Below are 23,523 nucleotides of genomic sequence, written 5' to 3' on the forward strand. Positions count from 1 at the left end.
TTGACTGAAAGACCGCTATCGCGAGCAGGCTCGCTCCCACAGGTTTATCGGCGTGCCGGATTTACTCGGCGCGCAGGGTTTTCACGCCTTCGCTGGTGCCCAGCAACAGCAGGTCCGCCGGACGCGCCGCGAACAACCCATTGGTCACCACGCCGACGATCGCATTGATCTGCGTTTCCAGCTCCACCGGGTTGGTGATCTGCATGTTGAACACGTCGAGGATGATGTTGCCGTTGTCGGTCAGCACGCCTTCACGGTAAACCGGGTCGCCACCGAGCTTCACCAGTTCGCGGGCCACGTGGCTGCGGGCCATCGGGATCACTTCCACCGGCAGCGGGAACTCGCCGAGGACCGGCACCAGTTTGCTGGCGTCGGCGATGCAGATGAAGGTCTTGGCCACGGCCGCGACGATCTTCTCGCGGGTCAGGGCTGCGCCGCCGCCCTTGATCAGGTTCAGGTGCTCGTCGCTTTCGTCGGCGCCGTCGACGTAGAACTCCAGGTCGCTGACGGTGTTCAGCTCATACACCGGAATGCCATGGCCCTTGAGGCGGGCGGCGGTGGCTTCGGAGCTGGCAACCGCGCCGTCGAACGCACCTTTATGCTTGGCCAGGGCGTCGATGAAGCAATTGGCGGTGGAGCCGGTGCCGACCCCGACGATGCTCTTGTCGTCGAGTTTCGGGAGGATGAAGTCGACGGCGGCCTGGGCCACTGCCTGTTTGAGTTGATCCTGGGTCATGCGGGCTCCGAAGTGCCGAAGTAGGGAACGAAAGGCCGGCATTATAGGCTCCGCGATGGGACAGGGGGAAACACTCCTGTGGCGAGGGGGCTTGCCCCCGTTGGAGTGCGAAGCGCTCCCCTGCATTCCTTCAGTTACATCGCGTGCACTGGTTTTACGACTGCTTCGCAGCCGAACGGGGGCAAGCCCCCTCGCCACAGGTATTGCATGAGGGTGTAAAACCACCTGTTTAGTGTGGTCGCTCAGGCAAAAGCCGGGTTAGACTCCTTGGCCCTGCCCAACCCGCTCAGTGATGCTTTCCGATGCTCGAACAGTACGTCAAAAAGATCCTCACCTCGCGCGTTTATGACGTTGCCGTAGAAACCCCATTGCAGACGGCCCGCCAGCTCTCCGAGCGGCTGGGCAACAACATTTGGCTCAAGCGCGAAGACTTGCAGCCCGTGTTCTCGTTCAAGATTCGCGGCGCCTACAACAAGCTCACGCAGTTGTCCGATGAAGAGCGCGCTCGCGGTGTGGTCACCGCTTCGGCGGGTAACCACGCGCAAGGCCTGGCCCTGGCAGCCAAGGTGTTGGGCGTGAAAGCCACCATCGTGATGCCCAAGACCACCCCGGAGATCAAAGTCGAAGGCGTGCGTTCACGTGGCGGCAAAGTGGTGCTGCACGGCGATTCGTTCCCGGAAGCCCTGGCTTACTCGCTGAAACTGGTCGACGAAAAAGGCTACGTCTACATTCACCCGTACGACGATCCCCACACCATTGCCGGGCAGGGTACGGTGGCGATGGAGATTCTGCGCCAGCACCCTGGGCGTCTGGATGCGATTTTCGTTCCGGTGGGCGGCGGCGGGCTGATCGCCGGCATTGCGGCGTACGTGAAATACCTGCGCCCGGAAATCAAAATCATCGGCGTCGAACCGGACGATTCCAACTGCCTGCAAGCCGCCATGGCGGCGGGTGAGCGCGTGATTCTGCCGACCGTGGGCATCTTCGCCGACGGCGTCGCCGTGGCGCAGATCGGCCAGCACACCTTCGACATCTGCAAAGACTATGTCGATGAAGTGATCACCGTCAGCACCGACGAGATCTGCGCGGCGATCAAGGATATCTACGACGATACCCGCTCGATCACTGAACCTGCCGGCGCCCTGGGCGTGGCCGGGATCAAGAAGTACGTCGAGCAACGCGGCGTCACCGGGCATACCTTTGTGGCCATCGACTCCGGCGCCAACGTCAACTTCGACCGCCTGCGTCACGTTGCCGAGCGCGCCGAACTGGGCGAGGGCCGCGAGGCCATCATCGCCGTGACCATCCCCGAGAAGCCGGGCAGCTTCAAGGCGTTCTGCGAAGCCATCGGCAAGCGCCAGATCACCGAATTCAACTACCGCTACAACACCGGCAGCGAAGCGCACATCTTCGTTGGCGTGCAGACGCACCCGGATACCGACCCACGCAGTGCGCTGATCGCCAGCCTCAGCGATCAGGGCTTCCCGGTGATCGACCTGACCGACAACGAACTGGCCAAGTTGCACATCCGCCACATGGTGGGTGGCCGTGCGGCTCATGTGGTCGACGAAGTGATTCTGCGCTTCGAATTCCCGGAGCGCCCGGGTGCGCTGTTCAACTTCCTCAACAAGCTCGGTGGGCGCTGGAACATTTCGATGTTCCACTACCGCAACCACGGCGCGGCGGATGGCCGCGTGGTCGCCGGGCTGCAGGTGCCTCACGAAGAACGTCATCTGGTGCCTGCGGCACTGGAAGAAATCGGCTACCCGTACTGGGACGAAAGCGACAACCCGGCCTATCAGCTGTTTCTTGGCTGAACGGCTACGCTGATGGGCAGGCCATAAGGAAATCGAACAATGGAAACGTTAACCGCCCTGAAAGTGGCGCATATCGTGGCAACGGTGCTGCTGTTGATCAGCGCACTGGGACTGGTGATCTGGGTCTGGCGCACGCGGCGTAATGGTGATGCGACGGCTCACACCCGCACGTTGCAGCGGCCACAGGTGTTTATCTGGCTGGTGATGGGCCTGGCGCTGCTGAGCATGCCGTTTACCGGTTGGTGGATGGTGCATCTGGTGGGCTGGCCGTTGGGGCAGACCTGGTTGCTGGCTTCCAGCGTGCTTTACACGGTGGCGGCGTTGGGCTGGTTCTGGTTGCTGGTGCGGCTCAACAAGCTGCGCACTGCGCCGGGAGGCAACGGCAAGTTCACCTTTGCCCTCGCACTGTTCAGCTTTGTCTGTTTTATCGCGATTGCGGGGTTGATGGGCGCGAAGCCGGTTTAAGGCTTGGGACCGAGCTGGCCCCTTCGCGAGCAGGCTCGCTCCCACAGGGATTTGTGCAAGACGACAATTGTGTGACCAGCGCAAACCCTTGTGGGAGCGAGCCTGTTCGCGAAGGCGATATCAGTCGCGCAGCGTAATCACCGGCCAACCGCGCTTCTCGGCTTCGCTACGCAAATTCGCATCAGGATCGACTGCCACCGGATTCGACACCTGCTCCAGCAGCGGCAAATCATTCATCGAGTCGCTGTAGAAGTAACTGTCTTCCAGCGAATGCCCGGTCTCTTCCAACCATCGATTCAACCGTGTCACCTTGCCTTCCCGGAAGCACGGAACGTCGGTGCTGCGCCCGGTGTAGCGGCCGTCCTGCATTTCGCATTCGGTGGCGATCAGGGTTTCGACGCCCAGGCGCTGGGCAATCGGCCCGGTAACAAAACGGTTGGTGGCGGTGATGATCACCAGTTTGTCACCAGCCTCACGGTGTTTGGCCAGCAGTTCGATCGCCTTGGGCAGCACGATCGGTTCGATGCAGTCGCGCATGTAATCCAGGTGCCATTGATCCAGCGTGGCCATTTCGGTACGGCCGAGCACTTCCAGGCAAAAGTTCAGGTAGGCGTCGTTATCCAGCTTGCCGGCCAGGTAATCCTGATAGAACTCGTCGTTGCGTGCCTTGTAGGCGACGGCGTCGAGGAAGCCGCGTTCGCACAGGTAATCGCCCCAGGCGTGGTCACTGTCACCGCCCAGAAGCGTGTTGTCCAAGTCGAATAAAGCCAGCCGCATTGCAGTTACTCGCTGAAAAGTCTGTAGAAAGGCGTCCAGAATACGGACTTTTCACAAGAGTGCACATAAGGTAGGCCGGCTCGTTGCTGCTTTCACAACCTTTGTGGAACAATGCGGCGACATGCGTTTGCGAGGTTGTTGCCGTGATCGACCCCGATGGTTTCCGCCCTAATGTCGGGATCATTCTCACGAATGATGCCGGCCAGGTGCTATGGGCTCGCCGTATCAATCAAGATGCCTGGCAGTTTCCACAGGGAGGGATCAACCCCCAGGAGACGCCGGAAGACGCCTTGTACCGCGAGTTGAACGAAGAAGTGGGCCTGGAGCGCGAAGATGTTGAAATTCTCGCCTGCACCCGGGGCTGGTTGCGCTATCGTTTGCCGCAACGTCTGGTCAGGACCCACAGCCAACCGCTGTGCATTGGCCAGAAACAGAAATGGTTTCTCCTGCGCCTGATCTCCAACGAGCAGCGGGTGCGGATGGATTTGACCGGTAAACCGGAATTCGATGGCTGGCGCTGGGTCAGTTATTGGTATCCGTTGGGCCAGGTGGTGACATTCAAGCGCGAGGTTTATCGACGCGCTCTCAAAGAGCTTGCCCCGCGCCTTTTAGCGCGCGACTGACGACGGAGTTCGACCCCGAGCCATGCTCAATACGCTGCGCAAGATCGTCCAGGAAGTTAACTCCGCCAAGGATCTCAAGGCGGCGTTGGGGATTATTGTGTTGCGCGTCAAAGAGGCCATGGGCAGCCAGGTCTGCTCGGTCTACCTGCTTGACCCCGAGACCAACCGCTTCGTGCTGATGGCGACCGAGGGCTTGAACAAGCGCTCGATCGGCAAAGTCAGCATGGCACCCAACGAAGGTCTGGTCGGCCTGGTCGGCACGCGTGAAGAACCCCTGAACCTCGAAAACGCCGCGGATCACCCGCGCTACCGCTACTTCGCCGAGACCGGTGAAGAGCGCTATGCCTCATTCCTCGGGGCGCCGATCATTCACCACCGCCGCGTTGTCGGCGTGTTGGTCATTCAGCAAAAGGAACGCCGCCAGTTCGACGAAGGTGAAGAAGCCTTCCTCGTGACCATGAGCGCACAGCTTGCCGGCGTTATCGCCCACGCCGAGGCCACCGGTTCGATCCGTGGCCTGGGCCGTCAGGGCAAGGGCATTCAGGAAGCCAAGTTCGTCGGCGTACCGGGCTCTCCGGGTGCGGCGGTCGGTACCGCGGTGGTCATGCTGCCGCCGGCCGATCTGGACGTGGTGCCCGACAAGACCATCACCGACATCGACGCGGAGCTTGGGCTGTTCAAGACCGCCATCGAAGGCGTGCGCGCCGACATGCGCGCCTTGTCCGCCAAGCTGGCGAACCAGTTGCGCCCGGAAGAGCGCGCGCTGTTCGATGTTTACCTGATGATGCTCGACGATGCCTCGCTCGGCAGCGAAATCACCACCGTGATCAAGACCGGCCAGTGGGCCCAGGGCGCGCTGCGTCAGGTGGTCACCGAACACGTCAACCGTTTCGAATTGATGGACGACGCCTACCTGCGTGAGCGCGCCTCGGACGTCAAAGACCTTGGCCGGCGCTTGCTGGCTTACTTGCAGGAGGAGCGTCAGCAAACCCTGGTCTACCCCGACAACACCATCCTGATCAGCGAAGAACTGACGCCGGCAATGCTCGGCGAAGTGCCGGAAGGCAAGCTGGTGGGTCTGGTGTCGGTACTCGGTTCCGGCAACTCCCACGTGGCGATCCTGGCACGCGCCATGGGCATCCCGACGGTGATGGGCCTGGTCGACTTGCCGTATTCGAAAGTCGACGGCATCCAGATGATCGTCGACGGCTACCACGGCGAGGTCTACACCAACCCTAGCGAAGTGTTGCGCAAGCAGTTCGCCGAAGTGGTCGAGGAAGAGAAGCAACTGGCCCTCGGGCTGGATGCATTGCGGGACTTGCCGTGCGTGACCCTCGACGGCCACCGCATGCCGCTGTGGGTCAACACCGGCCTGCTGGCGGATGTGGCGCGGGCGCAGAAGCGCGGCGCTGAAGGTGTCGGTCTGTACCGCACCGAAGTGCCGTTCATGATCAACCAGCGCTTCCCGAGCGAAAAAGAGCAACTGGCGATCTATCGCGAGCAACTCGCCGCATTCCATCCGCAACCGGTGACCATGCGCAGCCTGGACATCGGCGGCGACAAGTCGCTGTCGTACTTCCCGATCAAGGAAGACAACCCGTTCCTTGGCTGGCGCGGCATTCGCGTGACCCTCGACCACCCGGAAATCTTCCTGGTGCAGACCCGCGCGATGCTCAAGGCCAGCGAAGGCCTGAACAATCTGCGGATTCTGTTGCCGATGATCTCCGGCACCCATGAACTGGAAGAAGCCCTGCACCTGATTCACCGGGCCTGGGGCGAAGTGCGCGATGAAGGCACCGACGTGCCGATGCCGCCGATTGGCGTGATGATCGAGATTCCGGCGGCGGTTTATCAGACCAAGGAACTGGCGCGGCAAGTGGACTTCCTGTCGGTCGGCTCCAACGACCTGACCCAGTACCTGCTGGCCGTGGACCGGAACAACCCACGGGTGGCCGATCTCTACGACTACTTGCACCCGGCGGTGCTTCAGGCCTTGCAGAACGTGGTGCGTGACGCCCATGCCGAAGGCAAGCCCGTGAGCATCTGCGGTGAAATGGCCGGTGACCCGGCGGCGGCGGTGTTGTTGATGGCGATGGGCTTCGACAGCCTGTCGATGAACGCCACCAACCTGCCGAAAGTGAAGTGGATGCTGCGTCAGATCAACCTGAGCAAGGCCAAGGAGTTGCTCGCGGAACTGATGACCATCGACAACCCGCAAGTTATCCACAGCTCGCTGCAACTGGCGCTGAAGAACCTTGGGTTGGCGCGGATGATCAATCCGGCTTCGGTCAAGACGCTCTAAAATGCTGATGGCCTCATCGCGAGCAGGCTCGCTCCCACAGGGGATTTGTGTCGATCGCAAATTCAATGTGGGAGCGAGCCTGCTCGCGATGAGGCCAGTCCAGACAACAACGATCTAAACCCTGATCTCCACCTCGCCCAAATGCCCCCCATACGGCCCGAAACTCCTTTCGAGCATATGCCGCGTCCCGTCCGCCTGAACAATCAGCGCCGTGCTCGCCCGCGTTCCATAAGTCGGGCTGGCAATAAACACACTCGACAATAACGTCTCGGTGGCCAGCCCCACTCCGGTATCCGGCAACTCGGCAAACGGCGCCGTCTGCGGATCATTCAGCAGCGCCAATAGCGCCTGAGGCTGCGGATCGTCCAGCACTTCCTCCAAGGCCGCCCGAGCCTTGAGCAGCTTCGGCCACGGCGTATCCAGCCCCGCGTTCGACAACCCATAAACCCCCGACGCCAACATCATCGCCTCAGTCTTTCGAGCATTGAAGTGCCACAGCTCGTTGGCATTGCCGACTAGCAGGTTGAATCCGGCATATTCGACCGAACGTCCGACAACGTCGCTCAAATAGTCATCAATCGGCATATCCCCGCTGAGAAACCGCGCCACCAGTTCACCTCGCGATTTTCGCGCGGGCGGTTGATGGGGATCGCGGATATTGGTCAGCGCGGCGAAGCGTCCATTGGCGCCGACCCCGAGCCAGGTGCCGCCGGCCTCCAGGTCGCGACCGGCATAGACTTGCGGCGTTTCGGGCCATTGCGCCAGGGGCAGGCTGGGGCGGGCATAGAATTCGTCGCGGTTGGCCGCTACGATCAGCGGCTGGGCGTGACCCGGTCGCCAGGCGAAAACAATCAGGCACATAAGGTGGTCCTTGTGTGTTTTTTGCCCACTCTACGCAGTCATCGCCTGTCGATCTATCGCCATCCGCAGTGGAGCCCAAGGCCGTGCATCCGTTACCATGCCGCTCCGGTTTTGGGTGAAGAGTGGGATGATCCATGGAATTTCTGCTCTATCTGGCGCTCGGCGCCTGCGCAGGCGTGCTGGCCGGGCTGTTCGGGGTCGGTGGCGGGATCATTATTGTCCCGGTGCTGGTGTTCAGTTTCACCTTGCAGGGCTTTGATGCGTCGATCCTGACCCACCTGGCGGTCGGCACGTCCCTGGCAACGATCATCTTTACCTCGGTCAACGCGGTGCGCGAGCATCACCGTCGCGGCGCCGTGCGTTGGCCGATTTTTGCCTGGATGACCCTCGGCATTCTGATCGGTGCCGGTTTCGGTGCGCTGACGGCTGAAGCGATCTCCGGGCCAAACCTGCAGAAAATCATCGGTGTATTCGCCCTGGTCATCGCCGCGCAACTGGCGCTGGACGTCAAACCCAAGGCCAGTCGAACGGTGCCGGGTAAAGTCGGTCTGACCGTGGCCGGTAGCGTAATTGGCTGGGCCTCGGCGATTTTCGGGATTGGCGGCGGTTCGCTGACCGTGCCGTTCCTGACCTGGCGCAGCGTGCCGATGCAGCAAGCGGTAGCGACGTCGTCTGCCTGTGGGCTGCCGATCGCACTGGCCAGTGCATTAAGTTTCATGATTCTGGGCTGGCACGATCCGTTGCTGCCGGCCCATAGTCTCGGTTTTATTTATTTGCCGGCGTTGCTGGGGATCGCCCTGACCAGCATGGTCTTCGCCCGCCTCGGTGCACGACTGGCCCACAGGCTATCGCCGAGGTTGCTGAAAAGACTGTTTGCCGCTTTGCTGTTCTGCGTGGGCCTGAATTTCCTGCTCTGACCCACAGCGCAATCCTGGCTTAATCCTGAGGTGGCAGCGTCGCCCGGGAATTTTGAAGGTTTCAACTCTAACGAGGAGTCGCAATGCTGCCTTACCCGCAGATCGACCCGGTGGCCCTGGCCATCGGTCCGCTGAAAATCCACTGGTACGGCCTGATGTACCTGATCGGCATCGGCGGTGCGTGGTGGCTGGCTTCGCGCCGGCTCAACCGCTTCGACCCGACCTGGACCAAGGAGAAGCTCTCCGACATGGTGTTCTGGATGTCGATGGGGGTGATCGTCGGCGGCCGCCTGGGTTATGTGTTGTTCTACGATCTGCACGCTTACCTCGCCAACCCGACGCTGATCTTCGAAGTGTGGAAGGGCGGCATGTCATTCCATGGCGGCTTCATCGGTGTGATGCTGGCGGCGTTGTGGTTTGGCAAAAAGAACGGCAAGTCGTTCTTCCAACTGATGGACTTCGTCGCACCGATGGTGCCGATCGGTCTGGGCGCCGGGCGTATCGGCAACTTCATCAACGCCGAGTTGTGGGGCAAGGCGACCGACGTCCCTTGGGCAATGATCTTCCCGCCGTTCAGCGATCCGGCGCAGCTGCCGCGTCACCCGTCGCAGCTGTATCAGTTCGCGCTGGAAGGCGTGGCGTTGTTCTTGATCCTCTGGTTGTTCTCGCGCAAGCCGCGGCCGACCATGGCGGTGTCCGGGATGTTCGCGCTGTTCTATGGCATCTTCCGTTTCATTGTGGAATTCGTCCGCGTGCCGGACGCGCAACTGGGCTATCTGGCCTGGAACTGGCTGACCATGGGTCAGGTGCTGTGCGTCCCGATGATCGTCGGCGGTCTGTTCCTGATCTGGCTGGCGTACCACCGCGCCCCGGCCGCTCCAGCTAACGCCGCGCTATAAATTCGAACCCCGGGGCGACGGTCCCGGGTTCAAGGACACAGGTAACTCATGAAGCAATATCTCGAACTGGTCGCCCACGTCATCAAGAACGGCACCAAGCAAGCCAACCGCACCGGCGTGAACACCATCAGTTTTCCAGGCGCGATGTTGCGTTATGACCTGAAGGAAGGTTTCCCGGCGATCACCACCCGCAAAATGGCGTTCAAATCGGCCATCGGCGAGATGTGTGGTTTCCTGCGCGGGGTGAACAACGCCGCCGAGTTTCGTGCTCTGGGCTGCAAGGTCTGGGACCAGAACGCCAACGAAAACGCCCAATGGCTGGCCAACCCGTTCCGTCAGGGCGAAGACGACCTCGGCGAGATCTACGGCGTGCAATGGCGCAAATGGCCGGCGTACAAGCAGATCCCGCTCAGCAATCAGGCGGCCATCGAGCAGACCCTGAAGCAAGGCTATCGCCAGATCGCTGAAGGCGAAGAAGACGGTCAGGCTTACGTGGTGCTGTACAAGGCGATCGACCAGATTCGTCAGTGCGTGGACACCATCATCAAGGATCCGGGCAGCCGTCGCATTCTGTTCCACGGCTGGAACGTCGCCCAGCTTGATGAGATGGCCCTGCCGCCGTGCCACTTGCTGTACCAGTTCCACCCGAATGTCGAGACCCAAGAGATTTCGTTGACCCTCTACATCCGGTCCAACGATTTGGGCCTGGGCACGCCGTTCAACCTCACCGAAGGCGCCGCGCTGTTGAGCCTGATCGGTCGCCTGACCGGCTACACGCCGCGCTGGTTCACCTATTTCATCGGTGACGCCCACGTCTACGAAAACCACCTGGACATGCTCAACGAACAGCTCAAGCGCGAGCCGTTCCCGATGCCGAAACTGGTGATTTCCGACCGTGTGCCGGAGTTTGCCAAGACGGGTGTGTACCAGCCGGAATGGCTGGAGCTGATCGAACCGAGCGATTTTTCGCTGGAAGGCTATGAGCACCATGCGCCGATGACCGCGCCGATGGCGGTCTAAGCTTTAGCGCACAACCCTGTGGGAGCGAGCCTGCTCGCGATGAGGCCGTCACATTCAGCATAAATGTTGACGGTCAGACCGCCATCGCGAGCAGGCTCGCTCCCACAGTTGATTTGTGGTGTTCTTAGTGGCCGTGGCTACGGCCAACATGGGAATGCTCAACCTCCGTTGCCACAACCCCGCCACTCACCTCCAGCCTCTGCAAAATCCCGCACTGATCGATATCCGGTCCTTCGCCACAGCGTTGGCGCAGGTCGATGAGTTGTGCCTGCAAGGCCAGCAAACCGTCGATCCGCGCCTTGACGTGATGGATGTGTTCATCGATCAGCGCATTCACGCTTTCACATTGATCCTGCGGGCTATCACGCAAGGCCAGCAGGCTGCGGATTTCCTCAAGCGTCATGTCGAGGGTGCGGCAGTTGCGGATGAAGGTCAGGCGCTCGGCGTGGGCCTGGGTGTAGACGCGGTAGTTGCCATCGCTGCGGGCCGGCTCCGGCAGCAGGCTTTCGCGTTCGTAGTAGCGGATGGTTTCCACGGCGCAGTCGGTGAGTTTCGCCAGTTCTCCGATCTTCATGACGGCAATCTCCAAAAGGGTGCTTGACCCTATAGTGGCTACAGGGTCTTTACTTGGCAACAGGCACTCTTACTGGACGCAACCGATGAGCGATTCCCTGCACACCCACAAACCCGACGCCGCAGACGATTGCTGCAGCAAACTGACGCCTGTGCCGCAGCATGTACATGGCGGTCCTGGTGATTCCTGCTGTTCGTCGAAAGCAGCAGCGCCTGCCCTGATCCAGTTGAGTGAGGCGCCGAGTGCCGATGCGCGGTTGAGCAGTTTCCGCATCGATGCCATGGACTGCCCGACCGAGCAGACGCTGATCCAGAACAAACTCGGCAAGCTCGCGGGCGTTCAGCAACTGGAATTCAATTTGATCAACCGGGTGCTCGGCGTTACCCATAACTTGGCAAGCACCTCGCCAATCATCGACGCCATCAAGTCCCTCGGCATGCAGGCCGAGCCAATGGAGCAGGGCGTTGAAGCGCCTGCTCCAGCGCCCGAGAAAAAGCCCTGGTGGCCGTTGGCGCTGTCCGGCGTTGGCGCGCTGGCCGCTGAAGTGATCCACTTCACCGACGCCGCGCCCAACTGGGTCGTGGCCATCATCGCGCTGATCTCGATCCTCAGCGGTGGCCTCGGCACTTATAAAAAGGGCTGGATTGCCCTGAAAAACCTCAACCTGAACATCAACGCACTGATGAGTATCGCGGTCACCGGCGCGATCCTGATCGGTCAATGGCCGGAAGCGGCGATGGTGATGTTCCTGTTTACCGTGGCCGAGTTGATCGAAGCCAAGTCGCTGGACCGGGCGCGCAACGCCATCGGCGGTCTGATGCAGATGACCCCGGAGCAGGCCACGGTGCAGCAGGCCGATGGCCGTTGGATTGCGCAGGACGTCAAAACCATCGAGTTGGGTACGCGGGTACGGGTGCGTCCCGGCGAGCGAATCGGCCTGGACGGCGAAGTGGTTTCGGGCAGTTCGACCATCGATCAAGCGCCTATTACCGGCGAAAGCCTGCCGGTTGAGAAGACTGTCGGCGACAAGGTGTTTGCGGGGACTATCAACCAGGCCGGTTCCCTGGAATACACCGTGACCGCTGCGGCCAACAATTCGACCCTGGCGCGAATCATCCATGCCGTCGAACAGGCCCAGGGGGCGCGGGCGCCGACCCAGCGTTTCGTCGACAGTTTCTCGAAAATCTACACGCCGGCCGTGTTCATCTTTGCCCTTGCTGTAGCGGTGATCCCGCCGCTGTTCATGGACGCGCTGTGGTTCGACTGGATCTACCGGGCGCTGGTGTTGCTGGTGGTCGCATGCCCCTGTGCATTGGTGATTTCTACGCCAGTGACCATCGTCAGCGGCCTCGCGGCAGCGGCGCGCAAAGGGATTCTGGTCAAGGGCGGTGTCTATCTGGAGGGCGGTTACAAGCTCGACTACTTGGCGTTGGACAAGACCGGCACGATCACTCACGGCAAACCGGTGCAGACGGATTATCTGTCCCTCGAGCCAACGGCTGGTGCCTTAGCGCCGTCTATAGCGGCAGCGCTGGCCGGTCGCTCGGATCACCCGGTGTCGCTGGCCATCGCCAATGCGGCGGTGGATAAACAATTGGCGCCGCTCGTTGTGGATAACTTCGAAGCGCTGGCCGGGCGCGGCGTACGCGGTGACATCAACGGTAAGACTTACCACTTGGGCAACCATCGTCTGGTGGAAGAGCTGAACCTGTGCTCGCCTGCGCTGGAGGAAACGCTGTTTGCGCTGGAGAAACAGGGCAAGTCGGTGGTGCTGCTGCTCGACCAGTCGGGTCCGCTGGCGCTGTTTGCCGTGGCCGACACCGTGAAAGAGTCCAGCCGCGAGGCCATCCAGCAACTGCACGAGCTGGGCATCAAAACCCTGATGCTCACCGGCGACAACGTCCACACCGCCCAGGCAATTGCCGCTCAAGTCGGTATCGATCAGGCGCAAGGCGATTTGCTGCCGACCGACAAGCTGCAAGCCATCGAAGCGCTTTATGCACAGGGGCATAACGTCGGCATGGTCGGCGACGGCATCAATGATGCTCCGGCACTGGCGCGGGCAGAAATCGGTTTCGCCATGGCCGCCGCTGGCACCGATACTGCCATCGAGACCGCGGATGTCGCCCTGATGGACGACGATCTGCGCAAAATCCCGACCTTCATCCGGCTGTCGCGGCAGACCTCAAGCATCCTCAAACAGAACATCGCGCTGGCATTGGTCATCAAGGCGATCTTTCTTGGGGTAACCTTCGCCGGGATCGCCACCATGTGGATGGCGGTGTTCGCCGACATGGGCGTGAGCCTGTTGGTGGTGTTCAACGGTTTGCGCCTGTTGCGCAAATAGACGATGAGGGACGGGTGTGCTGAGTGCCGAGCTGAAGGCGTTTTACATGGTGGGGTAATGTCCGCCGAAGAGGCTGAAGCCTTCGAGCAGGACCCGTTGTGTGCGGTGAGTCTGCGGATGCGTCAGTGGGATGAGCAGGCCAAGGAGATGTGGGTGCCGGTGATGGATCTGGCTGTCTTGAAGAAAAAGCCATTGCGCCTATTGGCTGCGTAAAGCCTCGTGTCCGAGTGGCTGCCATCGCGAGCAGGCTCGCTCCCACATTGGATCTGTGATCAATGCAAATCCCCCTGTGGGAGCGAGCCTGCTCGCGATGGGGCCGGCCCGAACACCACAATTACCAAGGTTCACAATTGCTGCGCCAACACCTCAACCTGCTCCTGCCGCTCTGCCTGATTCAACTTCGGATGCGGATTGAGCGACGACCACTGCGGATGCGCCCGGGCCTTGTTCAACACCTCGGGCAGTTTGCCTTCGCGCCAGGTTTTGTCCTGTGGCGTGGCGACCTGAATACTGTCCATCGCCGCGTGCCCACGCGCATTCAGCGCCTGCAGCAGTTGTCGCTGGCGCAACGCCAATAACCGCAGCACGCTGTCGTCGACGGTCAATTCCCGCTGGCCTTTGATTTTGCCCAGCAAACGACTGCCATAACTGCGCGCCGTTTGCAGGGCGCCGCCGGCAATTGCGCCGGCCAGTGCCGCTGCGCCGAGTGTCAGGCCACCCACCAGCAAGTCGACCCCGGCTCCCGCCGCTGCGCCGGCCGCGATGCCGCCACCGACCCGCACGCCCAACTGCTTGAGGGTTTCCGGGTTGAACAGGTCATCACCCCAACGGCCATCGAGTAGCGGCAGATCAGTGGCCGCCGCATCCTGCGGGCGGAAGGCGTAGAGCTTGAGCAAGGCTTCAACGCAGCGCTGTTCGCGCTGGCGAACGGCTTTGCGTAACTCGCTGATCGCCTGCTGTTCCTGATCGGCCTCGCTGACCACGCTGCGTCGGCACGCGGCACAGTCGATCAACAATTCGGCAATCAACTGTGTCGCGCTTTGTTGACGCGCCAGCCGCTGGGCCTGTTGATCGGCGATCAAGCGCTCCAGTTGTTCGCGGGAGTTTTCCAGCAGCAGTGCGAGGCTTTCATAGAGTCGACGTTCGCCATCCTCCGGCGGGGCGACGCTGTCGAAGCGCACCAAGGCATGCAAGCCCAGACGCGCCAACGCTTCACGCCAATCCGGCTCGCGATGGTTGGCGCTGCTGACGAAGTTCAGCACCGGCAGCAGCGGTTTGCCGCAGCTGGCCAACACTTCCAGTTCGTCGCGGTACTTGGCCAGCACTGGTTCGCGGGCGTCGATCACATACAGGCCCGCGTCGCAGGTCAGCAGTTGCCGCAGCACCTTGGCTTCCTGTTCGAAACGCTGCCGCGCTTCGCTGCCTTCCAGAAAACGTGCCAGTCGCGCCGGACCGTCGAGGCGTTCGCCGGGGCGCTCCAGACGTTCGAGGTAGTCGAGCAGGGCGATGGCATCTTCCAGGCCAGGGGTGTCGAACAGGTCGAGCAAGGGCTCGCCGTCCACCGAAAGCCGCGCCCCTTCGACGTGTCGCGTGGTGCTGGGGCGATGGGAGACTTCGCCGAAACCGACGTCCCGCGTCAGGGTGCGCAGCAACGAGGTTTTACCGACGTTGGTGTGGCCGACCACCGCGAGTTTCAACGGCAGTTTCCAAGGGTTAGTCATGACCGGTCTCCAGCCAGTTCAATGGCGCGCAATCGGCGAACGGCAGATTCAGTTGTTGCAATGCTACGTGCCAGTCGCCAAGGCGTTCGGCATCCAGCGCTTCGCCGGGCGGCGCTTGCAGCAGCCAGACGCGGGTGGCGCTGGCGCTACGGGCCAGTTCGGCGATCAGCGCCAGGCTGCCGCGATCCGGCGAGCGCCGTGGATCGCAAGCGATGGCCAAACGGGTCGGGGGGAAACGGCTCAGCTGTTCGAGGAGTTTGTTTCGCGATTCGCGGCTGTCGAGGATGCCGGCGTTGCTCACGGTTTTTGGCAGTTGCGGCGGCCATGGGCGTTGATCGTCCAGCTCGATGGCCACCAGCAACGCGCCATTGCTTTGCTGTTCAGTGACGCCGCTTTCCACACGATGAAGCTGCGCCGGTGCCGCATCGCTGATGCCCAGGCGTTCGCTGGTGGGCATCAGCCGTTCGCGCAGTTGAGCGTAGCCGGGCAGGTTCAAATCCAGACGCAATGTGGCCCGGCCGGTTTTCCAGCGCCACAGGCAGAACAGCGTCAGCAACAAGCGCGGTAAAACACCGTAGATCAGCAGCACACCCACCAGCCACGCCGCCCAGGCCTGGCGGGCGCTTTCGATGTTCAGCGCGGCATCGCCACTGGCGCGGATCATGTCCACGCTGGGCACGCTGAAACCAAGCAATGCCGGCAAGGCGCCGAGGGCTTGGGTCATGGCGACGAAGGTGTCGCCGCTGAGGAGGGTGGTTTCCCAGACGAAGCCATAACGCCGGGTCGCCATCAGCATCAGTACGATCACCAGCGCGCTGAGCAATGCCAGCAACCACAAGCCGTTGACCAGCACGCCGAGCGCCCAGCGATTGAGTTTCTGTCGTTGCAGCAACAACAGCAGGGCCGGAGGCAGTTGCGCGGCTTTGGTATCGCGGGCGAGTTTTTCGCTGAGCCACAACCATAAGCGTCCCAGTGTTGCGCCGTGTTCGCCGGCAAACACCAGGCCCAGCGCCCAGCTCAGCAACAGAATCAGGTTCAGCCCCAGCAGACTGCCCAAGGCCCAGAACACATTCACCGGCACTTGTCCGTCACCCAACGCGGCAAACGCCAGGCCGGCGCCGCTGACCACGGCCAGCACCGCCATGACGATCAGCGCCAGTTGCGCCCCTTGCAGCCAATGTTTGAGGGCCTCGGTCAAACCGTCGCGCTCGGCGAGCCAGAGGGCGCGGCGTTGAATGCGCGTCGGCAAATCACCGCCCGCGCTGCGGGCCAGTCGGTTGGCTTCCAGATCATCCAGGGGGCCGGCATGTTCTTCACGCAGGCGGATGGCTTCTGTCAGCCAGAGATTATTCAGTTCAGTCACGCGGCATCCCGTCGCTCAATTGAGTCGTGAGCATAACCGCTGTGGCGCTTATCGGGGTACGGGAGGCTCTGGTATCCTCGCCGACATGACTAAATCACTCCCCCTAAGCCTGATCGCAGCCCTCGGTGAAAACCGTGTGATCGGCGTCGACAACAGCATGCCCTGGCACTTGCCGGGGGACTTCAAATACTTCAAGGCCACCACCCTGGGCAAGCCGATCATCATGGGTCGCAAGACCTGGGATTCCCTCGGCCGCCCGCTACCGGGGCGATTGAACATCGTGGTCAGCCGCCAGGCGGATCTGCAGCTGGACGGCGCGCAGGTTTATCCGTCGCTGGAGGCGGCGGTGGTTCGCGCGCAGGAATGGGCGAACGAGCAGGGCGTCGATGAAGTGATGCTGATTGGCGGGGCGCAGTTGTACGCGCAGGGGTTGGCTCAGGCGGACAGGTTGTATTTGACGCGTGTGGCGTTGAGCCCGGAAGGGGATGCGTGGTTCCCAGAGTTTGATTTGAACCGGTGGAAACTGGTGTCGAATGTGCCGAATCCTGCCGAAGGGGATAAGCCGGCGTACAGCTTTGAGGTGTGGGAAAAGGCTTAAAAGCATCGCGAGCAGGCTCGCTCCCACATTGGTCCTGTGGTGAAACACACAACACCGATCCCTTGTGGGAGCGAGCCTGCTCGCGAAGAGGCCCGCTCAGTCGCTGAAGGACTTAAGCGTGAGCCAACTCCGAATGCTCATCCGCCTCCAGCAACGCTTTATCCGTCTGCTGCATGATCTGGCTGGTAATCGCGCCCGCCGTGATCGAACCACTGACGTTCAACGCGGTACGGCCCATGTCGATCAGCGGCTCCACCGAAATCAGCAACGCCACCAGTGACACCGGCAAACCCATGGCCGGCAAAACGATCAGCGCGGCAAACGTCGCGCCGCCGCCCACGCCCGCCACACCGACCGAACTCAGCGTCACAATCGCTACCAACGTCGCAATCCACAACGGGTCCAGCGGATTGATGCCCACGGTCGGCGCCACCATTACCGCCAACATCGCCGGGTACAGGCCGGCACAGCCATTCTGGCCAATGGTTGCGCCGAACGAGGCAGCGAAACTGGCGATCGACTGTGGAATACCCAAACGGCTGGTCTGCGCTTCGATGCTCAGCGGAATCGTTGCGGCGCTGGAGCGGCTGGTGAAGGCAAATGTCAGCACCGGCCAGATCTTGCGGAAGAACCGCAGCGGGTTGATCCCGGCTGCCGAGACCAGCACGCCATGCACCATAAACATCAGGCCCAGGCCGATGTAGGAAACCACCACGAAGCTGCCGAGCTTGATGATGTCCTGCAGGTTGGAGCCGGCGACCACTTTAGTCATCAGCGCCAATACGCCGTACGGGGTCAGCTTCATCACCAGACGCACCAGGCGCATCACCCAGGCTTGCAGGGTGTCGATGGCGTTGATCACTTTCTGACCTTTCTCGACGTCATCCTTCAGCAGTTGCAGCGCAGCAATACCGAGGAAAGCCGCGAAGATCACCACGCTGATGATCGAGGTCGGCTTCGCTCGCGCCAGGTCGGCGAACGGGTTTTGCGGAATGAACGACAGCAACAGCTGCGGCACATTCAGGTCCGCGACCTTGCCGGCGTAGTCGGTCTGGATGGTTTGCAGACGCGCCATTTCCTGAGTGCCCGCGACCAGCCCTTCAGCCGTCAGGCCGAACAGGTTGGTCAAACCGATACCGATCAGCGCCGCGATGGCGGTGGTGAACAGCAGCGTGCCAATGGTCAGGAAGCTGATCTTGCCCAGCGACGAAGCGTTATGCAGACGGGCCACGGCGCTCAGAATCGAAGCGAACACCAGCGGGATCACGATCATTTGCAGCAACTGCACGTAACCGTTGCCCACCAGATCGAACCAGCCGATCGAGGCTTTCAGCACTGGGTTGCCGGCACCGTAAATCGTGTGCAGCGCGACACCAAACACCACGCCCAGCACCAGCGCGAGCAGGACTTTTTTCGCCAGGCTCCAAGTGGTGTGACGGGTTTGTGCCAAGCCAAAAAGTAACGCGAGGAACACCAGCAGATTGAGAATCAGCGGCAGATTCATGAGGACTCCAAAAAAGACTTGTGCCAGCCACCTTCCGGGGCAGCTGCGAACCGGCAAGCCTAACAGTTTGATATCTAATGAATTAATATCAAAAAAGTCTGATTGCTGTCGTTTTTGGAATAAGCGGGTGTCGCTGTCGGGGATGCAGCTGACGCGAAAGGGACGTGAGCGGTCGCTGGCAGACGAGGACCGTCACACTAATTTGTTAGCGTCGATATCTTTGAATCAGGTCTTTCAATAAGGGAAGCATGCCGATGAAACTCGCACCGAAATTTCTGGCTGTTGCACTGGGATTGAGCTTGGGCCTTGGCCTCGCCGGCCAGGTATTCGCCACCGATCTGAAACACTGGCCAGCCGATCAGGCCAAGGCACTGGACGCAATGATTGCGGCCAATGCCAACAAAGGTAACTACGCGGTGTTCGACATGGACAACACCAGTTACCGCTACGACCTTGAAGAGTCGCTGCTGCCTTTCATGGAAAACAAAGGCCTGATCACCCGCGAGAAACTCGACCCCTCCCTGAAACTGATTCCGTTCAAGGACACCGCCGACCACAAGGAAAGCCTGTTCAGTTACTACTACCGCCTCTGCGAACTCGACGACATGGTGTGCTATCCATGGGTCGCCCAGGTGTTCTCCGGTTTCACGCTTAAAGAGCTCAAGGGTTATGTCGACGAGCTGATGGCCTCTGGCAAACCAGTACCGGCCACTTACTACGAAGGCGATGTGGTCAAGAACCTCGACGTCAATCCGCCGAAGATCTTCACCGGTCAGAAAGAGCTCTACAACAAGCTGATGGAGAACGGCATCGAGGTCTATGTAATGACCGCCGCCTCTGAAGAGCTGGTGCGCATGGTCGCTTCCGATCCGAAGTACGGCTACAACGTCAAACCGCAAAACGTCATCGGTGTGAGCCTGCTGCTCAAGGACACCCAGTCCGGCGAGCTGACCACGGCCCGCAAGCAAATCACCGCCGGCAAGTATGACGAGAAGGCCAACCTCGGCCTCGAATTGACCCCTTACCTGTGGACCCCGGCGACCTGGATGGCCGGCAAGCAGGCGGCGATCCTGACGTACATCGATGAGTGGAAAAAACCGGTTCTTGTTGGCGGCGATACACCGACCAGCGATGGTTTCATGCTGTTCCACAGCGTCGATGTGGCCAAGGGCGGCATCCACTTGTGGGTCAACCGCAAAGACAAATACATGACCCAGATTAACGGCATGATGGCCAAGCACGCTGCGGCTCAGGCCAAGGAAGGGTTGCCGGTGACGGCGGACAAGAACTGGGTGATTGTGACGCCGGCAGAGATTCAGTAAGACCGGGGCGCTGCTATCGCGAGCAGGCTCGCTCCCACAGGGGATTTATGAACGACGCAAATCCAGTGTGGGAGCGAGCCTGCTCGCGATGGGGCCAAAGTAGTCACCCATCAATTGATTGATAATCCGGCTTCGTGAGCAAAAAAATGCCCCGCACTTGGCGGGGCATTTTTTGTTCAACGGTAACGCTTACAGCCCGTCGAGCATCGCCTTGTTACGCACGGCACCCTTATCGGCGCTGGTCGCCAGCAGGGCATAGGCTTTCAGCGCGGTGGTCACTTTGCGTGGACGCTTTTCTACTGGCTTCCAGCCTTTCTGATCCTGTTCGGCACGGCGCCCGGCCATTTCTTCGTCGCTGATCAACAGGTTGATCGAGCGGTTCGGAATGTCGATCAACACCTTGTCGCCGTCCTGTACCAGGCCGATCGCACCGCCGGCAGCGGCTTCAGGCGAAGCGTGACCGATGGACAGGCCCGAGGTGCCGCCGGAGAAACGGCCGTCGGTGAGCAGGGCGCAGGCTTTGCCCAGGCCTTTGGACTTCAGGTACGACGTCGGGTACAGCATTTCCTGCATGCCCGGGCCGCCTTTCGGGCCTTCGTAACGAATGATCACGATGTCGCCAGCCTTCACCTCGTCGGCGAGGATGCCGCGTACGGCGCTGTCCTGGCTTTCGAAGATCTTCGCGTTGCCTTCGAAGACGTGGATCGACTCGTCGACGCCAGCGGTTTTCACCACGCAGCCATCCAGAGCAATGTTGCCGTACAGAACAGCCAGGCCGCCTTCTTTCGAGTAGGCGTGCTCGACACTGCGGATGCAGCCGTTTTCACGGTCGTCGTCCAGGGTTTCCCAACGGGTCGACTGGCTGAACGCGGTTTGCGTCGGGATACCCGCCGGGCCGGCCTTGAAGAAGTGATGCACGGCTTCGTCGTTGGTCTGGGTGATGTCCCACTTGGCGATACCTTCGGCCATGGTCTTGCTGTGCACGGTTGGCAGGTCGGTGTGCAGCAGGCCGCCACGGGCCAGCGAGCCGAGGATGCTGAAGATCCCGCCAGCACGGTGCACGTCTTCCATGTGGTACTTCTGGATGTTCGGCGCGACTTTGCACAGTTGTGGTACGTGGCGGGAGAGACGGTCGATGTCGCGCAGGTCGAAATCGATCTCGGCTTCCTGGGCCGCGGCCAGCAAGTGCAGGATGGTGTTGGTGGAACCGCCCATGGCGATGTCCAGGGTCATCGCGTTTTCGAATGCCTTGAAGTTGGCGATGTTGCGCGGCAACACCGACTCATCGTTCTCGCCGTAGTAACGCTTGCACAGTTCGACGATGGTGCGGCCGGCCTGCAGGAACAGCTGTTCGCGGTCGCTGTGGGTGGCCAGGGTCGAACCGTTACCCGGCAATGCCAGGCCGAGGGCTTCAACCAGGCAGTTCATCGAGTTGGCGGTGAACATGCCGGAACACGAACCGCATGTCGGGCAGGCGCTGCGCTCGTACTCAGCGACTTTCTCGTCAGAAGCGCTGGAGTCGGCGGCGATGACCATGGCGTCGACGAGGTCGAGACCGTGGCTGGCCAGTTTGGTCTTGCCGGCTTCCATCGGGCCGCCGGAAACGAAGATCACCGGGATATTCAGGCGCAGGGCGGCCATCAGCATGCCAGGGGTGATCTTGTCGCAGTTGGAAATGCAGACGATGGCGTCGGCGCAGTGGGCGTTGACCATGTACTCGACGGAGTCGGCGATGATCTCGCGGCTCGGCAGCGAATACAGCATGCCGTCGTGGCCCATGGCGATGCCGTCATCCACGGCGATGGTGTTGAATTCTTTGGCGACACCGCCAGCGCGTTCGATTTCGCGGGCGACCAGTTGGCCCAGGTCCTTGAGATGGACGTGGCCCGGTACGAACTGGGTGAACGAGTTGGCAATGGCGATGATCGGCTTTTTGAAGTCGTCATCTTTCATCCCCGTGGCGCGCCACAGTGCGCGGGCACCGGCCATGTTGCGGCCGTGGGTGGATGTTTTCGAGCGGTAATCAGGCATGAAGCACTCCGGGCGGCTAATCAGGTATCAAAAGGGAAGTGAGCTTCTATTGACGTCTGGAACACTCAGAAATGGCCGTGTGTCCGGAAGTTGCCGATAACTTTGCGGGATCGCCGCGCGCTTCAGCTTGAGCTCATAAACCCGCCGGGGGATGACTGGCGATGAATGTCGCGATTCTACACGGCTGGCGGCTGGAGGGAATGCCTGTAGGAGCGAGCTTGCTCGCGAAACCCCTGAGAGCGCAGCGGGGTGTCAGGCATCCAGCGTTATCGTTGGAGACCATCGCGAGCAAGCTCGCTCCTACAGTGTTTTGCGATTAGCTGTTTGGCAGCAACCGGCAAGTGATGCTCTTGATATAGCGCGTTTCAGCAATCGCCGGGTGAACCGGGTGATCCGGACCCTGACTGCCACGTTCCAGCATCTGGATGTTGCGGTCCAGGTGACGGGCACTGGTCAGCAGGATGTTCTGCAGGTCATCTTCCGGCAGGTGCATCGAGCACGAAGCGCTGATCAGAATGCCGTCCTTGCTGAGCAGGCGCATGGCTTGCTCGTTCAGGCGACGGTAAGCGCCTTCACCGTTTTTCATGTCTTTCTTGCGTTTGATGAACGCCGGCGGGTCGGCCACGATCACGTCGAAGCGTTCTTCGCTGGCTTTCAGCTCTTTCAGGGCTTCGAACACGTCGCCTTCAATGCAGGTCATTTTTTCAGCGAAACCATTCAGTGCGGCGTTGCGCTCGACGCCGTCGAGGGCGAAGGCCGAAGCATCAACGCAGAACACTTCACTGGCGCCGAACGCGGCCGCTTGCACGCCCCAGCCGCCAATGTAGCTGTACAGGTCCAGTACGCGTTTGCCTTTGGCATAAGGGGCCAGGCGTGCGCGGTTCATGCGGTGGTCGTAGAACCAGCCTGTTTTCTGGCCCTGGATGACCGGCGCTTCGAATTTCACGCCGTTCTCTTCCAGCGCAACCCACTCCGGCACCAGGCCGAACACGGTTTCGACGTAACGGTTGAGGCCTTCGGCATCACGGGCAGCGGAATCGTTCTTGAACAGAATGCCGCTTGGCTTGAGCACTTGGGTCAGCGCCGCGATCACGTCATCTTTATGGGCTTCCATGGTCGCCGAAGCGATCTGCACCACCAGGATGTCGCCAAAACGGTCGACCACCAAGCCTGGCAGCAGGTCGGAGTCGCCGTAGACCAGGCGATAGAACGGCTTGTCGAACAGGCGATCACGCAGGGACAGGGCCACGTTCAGGCGATGCACTAGCAGCGACTTGTCCAGCGGCAACTTGATGTCGCGCGACAGCAGGCGGGCGCAGATCAGGTTGTTCGGGCTCATGGCGACGATGCCCAGCGGCTTGCCGCCGGCGGCTTCGAGGATCGCCTGGTCGCCGGCCTTGAAGCCGTGCAACGGAGTGGCGGCTACATCGATTTCGTTGCTGTAGACCCACAGGTGGCCGTTTCGCAGGCGACGGTCGGCGTTGGCTTTGAGGCGCAGGCTAGGCAGGGACATGACGTCGCTCCGGAAAAAAGAGCGGGAGTATAGCGTGTTGAGTGTGGCGGAGGGCTGGGTGGGCGATGAAACGCTGATGGCCCCTTCGTCGGAACGCCGCCCGGAGCCGGCTCGTTCCCACATTTGAAATGCA

19 protein-coding genes and 1 pseudogene are annotated in these 23,523 nt (G+C 61.0%); 11 read left to right on the forward strand and 9 right to left on the reverse strand.

Features of this window, described 5'->3' with window-relative positions:
* Positions 1–61 precede the first annotated feature (61 nt).
* Positions 62–736 carry a ribose-5-phosphate isomerase RpiA gene (rpiA, locus tag ACYZUD_RS25480; protein ID WP_046053732.1) on the reverse strand — a complete coding sequence of 225 codons (675 nt, stop codon included), beginning with the start codon at positions 734–736 and terminating at the stop codon, positions 62–64.
* A gap of 302 nt (positions 737–1,038) precedes the next feature.
* Here rpiA and ilvA point away from each other — a divergent pair, with 302 nt between their 5' ends.
* On the forward strand, positions 1,039–2,553 hold the full coding sequence (gene ilvA / locus ACYZUD_RS25485; protein WP_462020686.1) for a threonine ammonia-lyase, biosynthetic: 1,515 nt from the start codon (positions 1,039–1,041) through the stop codon (positions 2,551–2,553).
* 39 nt (positions 2,554–2,592) lie between these two features.
* Positions 2,593–3,018: a DUF2269 domain-containing protein gene (locus ACYZUD_RS25490; protein WP_462020687.1), complete on the forward strand. Its 426-nt coding sequence runs from the start codon at positions 2,593–2,595 to the stop codon at positions 3,016–3,018.
* A 120-nt stretch (positions 3,019–3,138) separates the two neighbouring features.
* On the opposite strand, the gene ACYZUD_RS25495 is transcribed toward ACYZUD_RS25490, so the two are convergent.
* Positions 3,139–3,795, reverse strand: a complete 657-nt coding sequence (locus ACYZUD_RS25495) for a histidinol-phosphatase (protein ID WP_462020688.1) — start codon at positions 3,793–3,795, stop codon at positions 3,139–3,141.
* Between the two features lie 143 nt (positions 3,796–3,938).
* On the opposite strand from ACYZUD_RS25495, the gene ACYZUD_RS25500 reads away from it, so the two are divergent.
* Together ACYZUD_RS25500 and ptsP are read left to right on the forward strand one after the other, a co-directional pair.
* Positions 3,939–4,418, forward strand: a complete 480-nt coding sequence (locus tag ACYZUD_RS25500; RefSeq protein ID WP_007897732.1) for an RNA pyrophosphohydrolase — start codon at positions 3,939–3,941, stop codon at positions 4,416–4,418.
* 22 nt (positions 4,419–4,440) lie between these two features.
* Positions 4,441–6,720 (forward strand): phosphoenolpyruvate--protein phosphotransferase, encoded by a 2,280-nt coding sequence (gene ptsP, locus ACYZUD_RS25505; protein WP_462020689.1) that lies wholly within the window; start codon positions 4,441–4,443, stop codon positions 6,718–6,720.
* A 114-nt stretch (positions 6,721–6,834) separates the two neighbouring features.
* On the opposite strand, the gene ACYZUD_RS25510 is transcribed toward ptsP, so the two are convergent.
* Entirely contained in the window at positions 6,835–7,581 is a 747-nt protein-coding gene (locus tag ACYZUD_RS25510) for an NRDE family protein (protein ID WP_462020690.1), read from the reverse strand.
* A 134-nt stretch (positions 7,582–7,715) separates the two neighbouring features.
* Between ACYZUD_RS25510 and ACYZUD_RS25515 the strand changes: the two genes are divergently transcribed.
* The 3 genes from ACYZUD_RS25515 (at position 7,716) to ACYZUD_RS25525 (ending at position 10,417) form a co-directional block, all read left to right on the forward strand.
* Positions 7,716–8,498 carry a sulfite exporter TauE/SafE family protein gene (locus tag ACYZUD_RS25515; protein ID WP_462020691.1) on the forward strand — a complete coding sequence of 261 codons (783 nt, stop codon included), beginning with the start codon at positions 7,716–7,718 and terminating at the stop codon, positions 8,496–8,498.
* 83 nt (positions 8,499–8,581) lie between these two features.
* On the forward strand, positions 8,582–9,397 hold the full coding sequence (lgt, locus tag ACYZUD_RS25520) for a prolipoprotein diacylglyceryl transferase (RefSeq protein WP_462020692.1): 816 nt from the start codon (positions 8,582–8,584) through the stop codon (positions 9,395–9,397).
* A 48-nt stretch (positions 9,398–9,445) separates the two neighbouring features.
* The gene (locus ACYZUD_RS25525) at positions 9,446–10,417 is read left to right on the forward strand and encodes a thymidylate synthase (RefSeq protein ID WP_462020693.1); all 972 of its coding nucleotides are present in this window, start codon (positions 9,446–9,448) and stop codon (positions 10,415–10,417) included.
* A 124-nt stretch (positions 10,418–10,541) separates the two neighbouring features.
* Here ACYZUD_RS25525 and cadR read toward each other — a convergent pair whose 3' ends face one another.
* Complete coding sequence (cadR, locus tag ACYZUD_RS25530; RefSeq protein ID WP_462020694.1) at positions 10,542–10,991, reverse strand: Cd(II)/Pb(II)-responsive transcriptional regulator; 450 nt, start codon at positions 10,989–10,991, stop codon at positions 10,542–10,544.
* 85 nt (positions 10,992–11,076) lie between these two features.
* On the opposite strand from cadR, the gene ACYZUD_RS25535 reads away from it, so the two are divergent.
* Both ACYZUD_RS25535 and ACYZUD_RS25540 read left to right on the forward strand, forming a co-directional pair.
* Positions 11,077–13,338: a heavy metal translocating P-type ATPase gene (locus tag ACYZUD_RS25535; protein WP_462020695.1), complete on the forward strand. Its 2,262-nt coding sequence runs from the start codon at positions 11,077–11,079 to the stop codon at positions 13,336–13,338.
* Between the two features lie 48 nt (positions 13,339–13,386).
* Positions 13,387–13,551, forward strand: a pseudogene (locus ACYZUD_RS25540) (phosphohydrolase); the annotation flags it as partial.
* Between the two features lie 131 nt (positions 13,552–13,682).
* Here the strand turns inward: ACYZUD_RS25540 and ACYZUD_RS25545 are convergent.
* Both ACYZUD_RS25545 and ACYZUD_RS25550 read right to left on the reverse strand, forming a co-directional pair.
* The gene (locus tag ACYZUD_RS25545) at positions 13,683–15,059 is read right to left on the reverse strand and encodes a GTPase/DUF3482 domain-containing protein (RefSeq protein ID WP_462020696.1); all 1,377 of its coding nucleotides are present in this window, start codon (positions 15,057–15,059) and stop codon (positions 13,683–13,685) included.
* Entirely contained in the window at positions 15,052–16,422 is a 1,371-nt protein-coding gene (locus ACYZUD_RS25550) for a DUF2868 domain-containing protein (RefSeq protein ID WP_462020697.1), read from the reverse strand. The genes ACYZUD_RS25545 and ACYZUD_RS25550 overlap by 8 nt, the downstream gene beginning before the upstream one ends.
* Positions 16,423–16,507: 85 nt before the next feature.
* On the opposite strand from ACYZUD_RS25550, the gene ACYZUD_RS25555 reads away from it, so the two are divergent.
* On the forward strand, positions 16,508–17,020 hold the full coding sequence (locus tag ACYZUD_RS25555) for a dihydrofolate reductase (RefSeq protein ID WP_462020698.1): 513 nt from the start codon (positions 16,508–16,510) through the stop codon (positions 17,018–17,020).
* A 112-nt stretch (positions 17,021–17,132) separates the two neighbouring features.
* On the opposite strand, the gene ACYZUD_RS25560 is transcribed toward ACYZUD_RS25555, so the two are convergent.
* A complete protein-coding gene (locus ACYZUD_RS25560) occupies positions 17,133–18,524 on the reverse strand; it encodes an L-cystine transporter (protein ID WP_462020699.1) in 1,392 nt (463 codons plus the stop codon).
* A 254-nt stretch (positions 18,525–18,778) separates the two neighbouring features.
* On the opposite strand from ACYZUD_RS25560, the gene ACYZUD_RS25565 reads away from it, so the two are divergent.
* Complete coding sequence (locus tag ACYZUD_RS25565; protein WP_462020700.1) at positions 18,779–19,846, forward strand: HAD family hydrolase; 1,068 nt, start codon at positions 18,779–18,781, stop codon at positions 19,844–19,846.
* A 189-nt stretch (positions 19,847–20,035) separates the two neighbouring features.
* On the opposite strand, the gene ilvD is transcribed toward ACYZUD_RS25565, so the two are convergent.
* Together ilvD and ACYZUD_RS25575 are read right to left on the reverse strand one after the other, a co-directional pair.
* Positions 20,036–21,877: a dihydroxy-acid dehydratase gene (ilvD, locus tag ACYZUD_RS25570; RefSeq protein WP_462020701.1), complete on the reverse strand. Its 1,842-nt coding sequence runs from the start codon at positions 21,875–21,877 to the stop codon at positions 20,036–20,038.
* A 316-nt stretch (positions 21,878–22,193) separates the two neighbouring features.
* Positions 22,194–23,390, reverse strand: coding sequence for a class I SAM-dependent rRNA methyltransferase (locus ACYZUD_RS25575; RefSeq protein ID WP_462020702.1), 1,197 nt, complete (start codon positions 23,388–23,390; stop codon positions 22,194–22,196).
* Positions 23,391–23,523: the final 133 nt, after the last annotated feature.

The sequence above is a fragment of the Pseudomonas sp. XS1P51 genome, assembly GCF_054897845.1.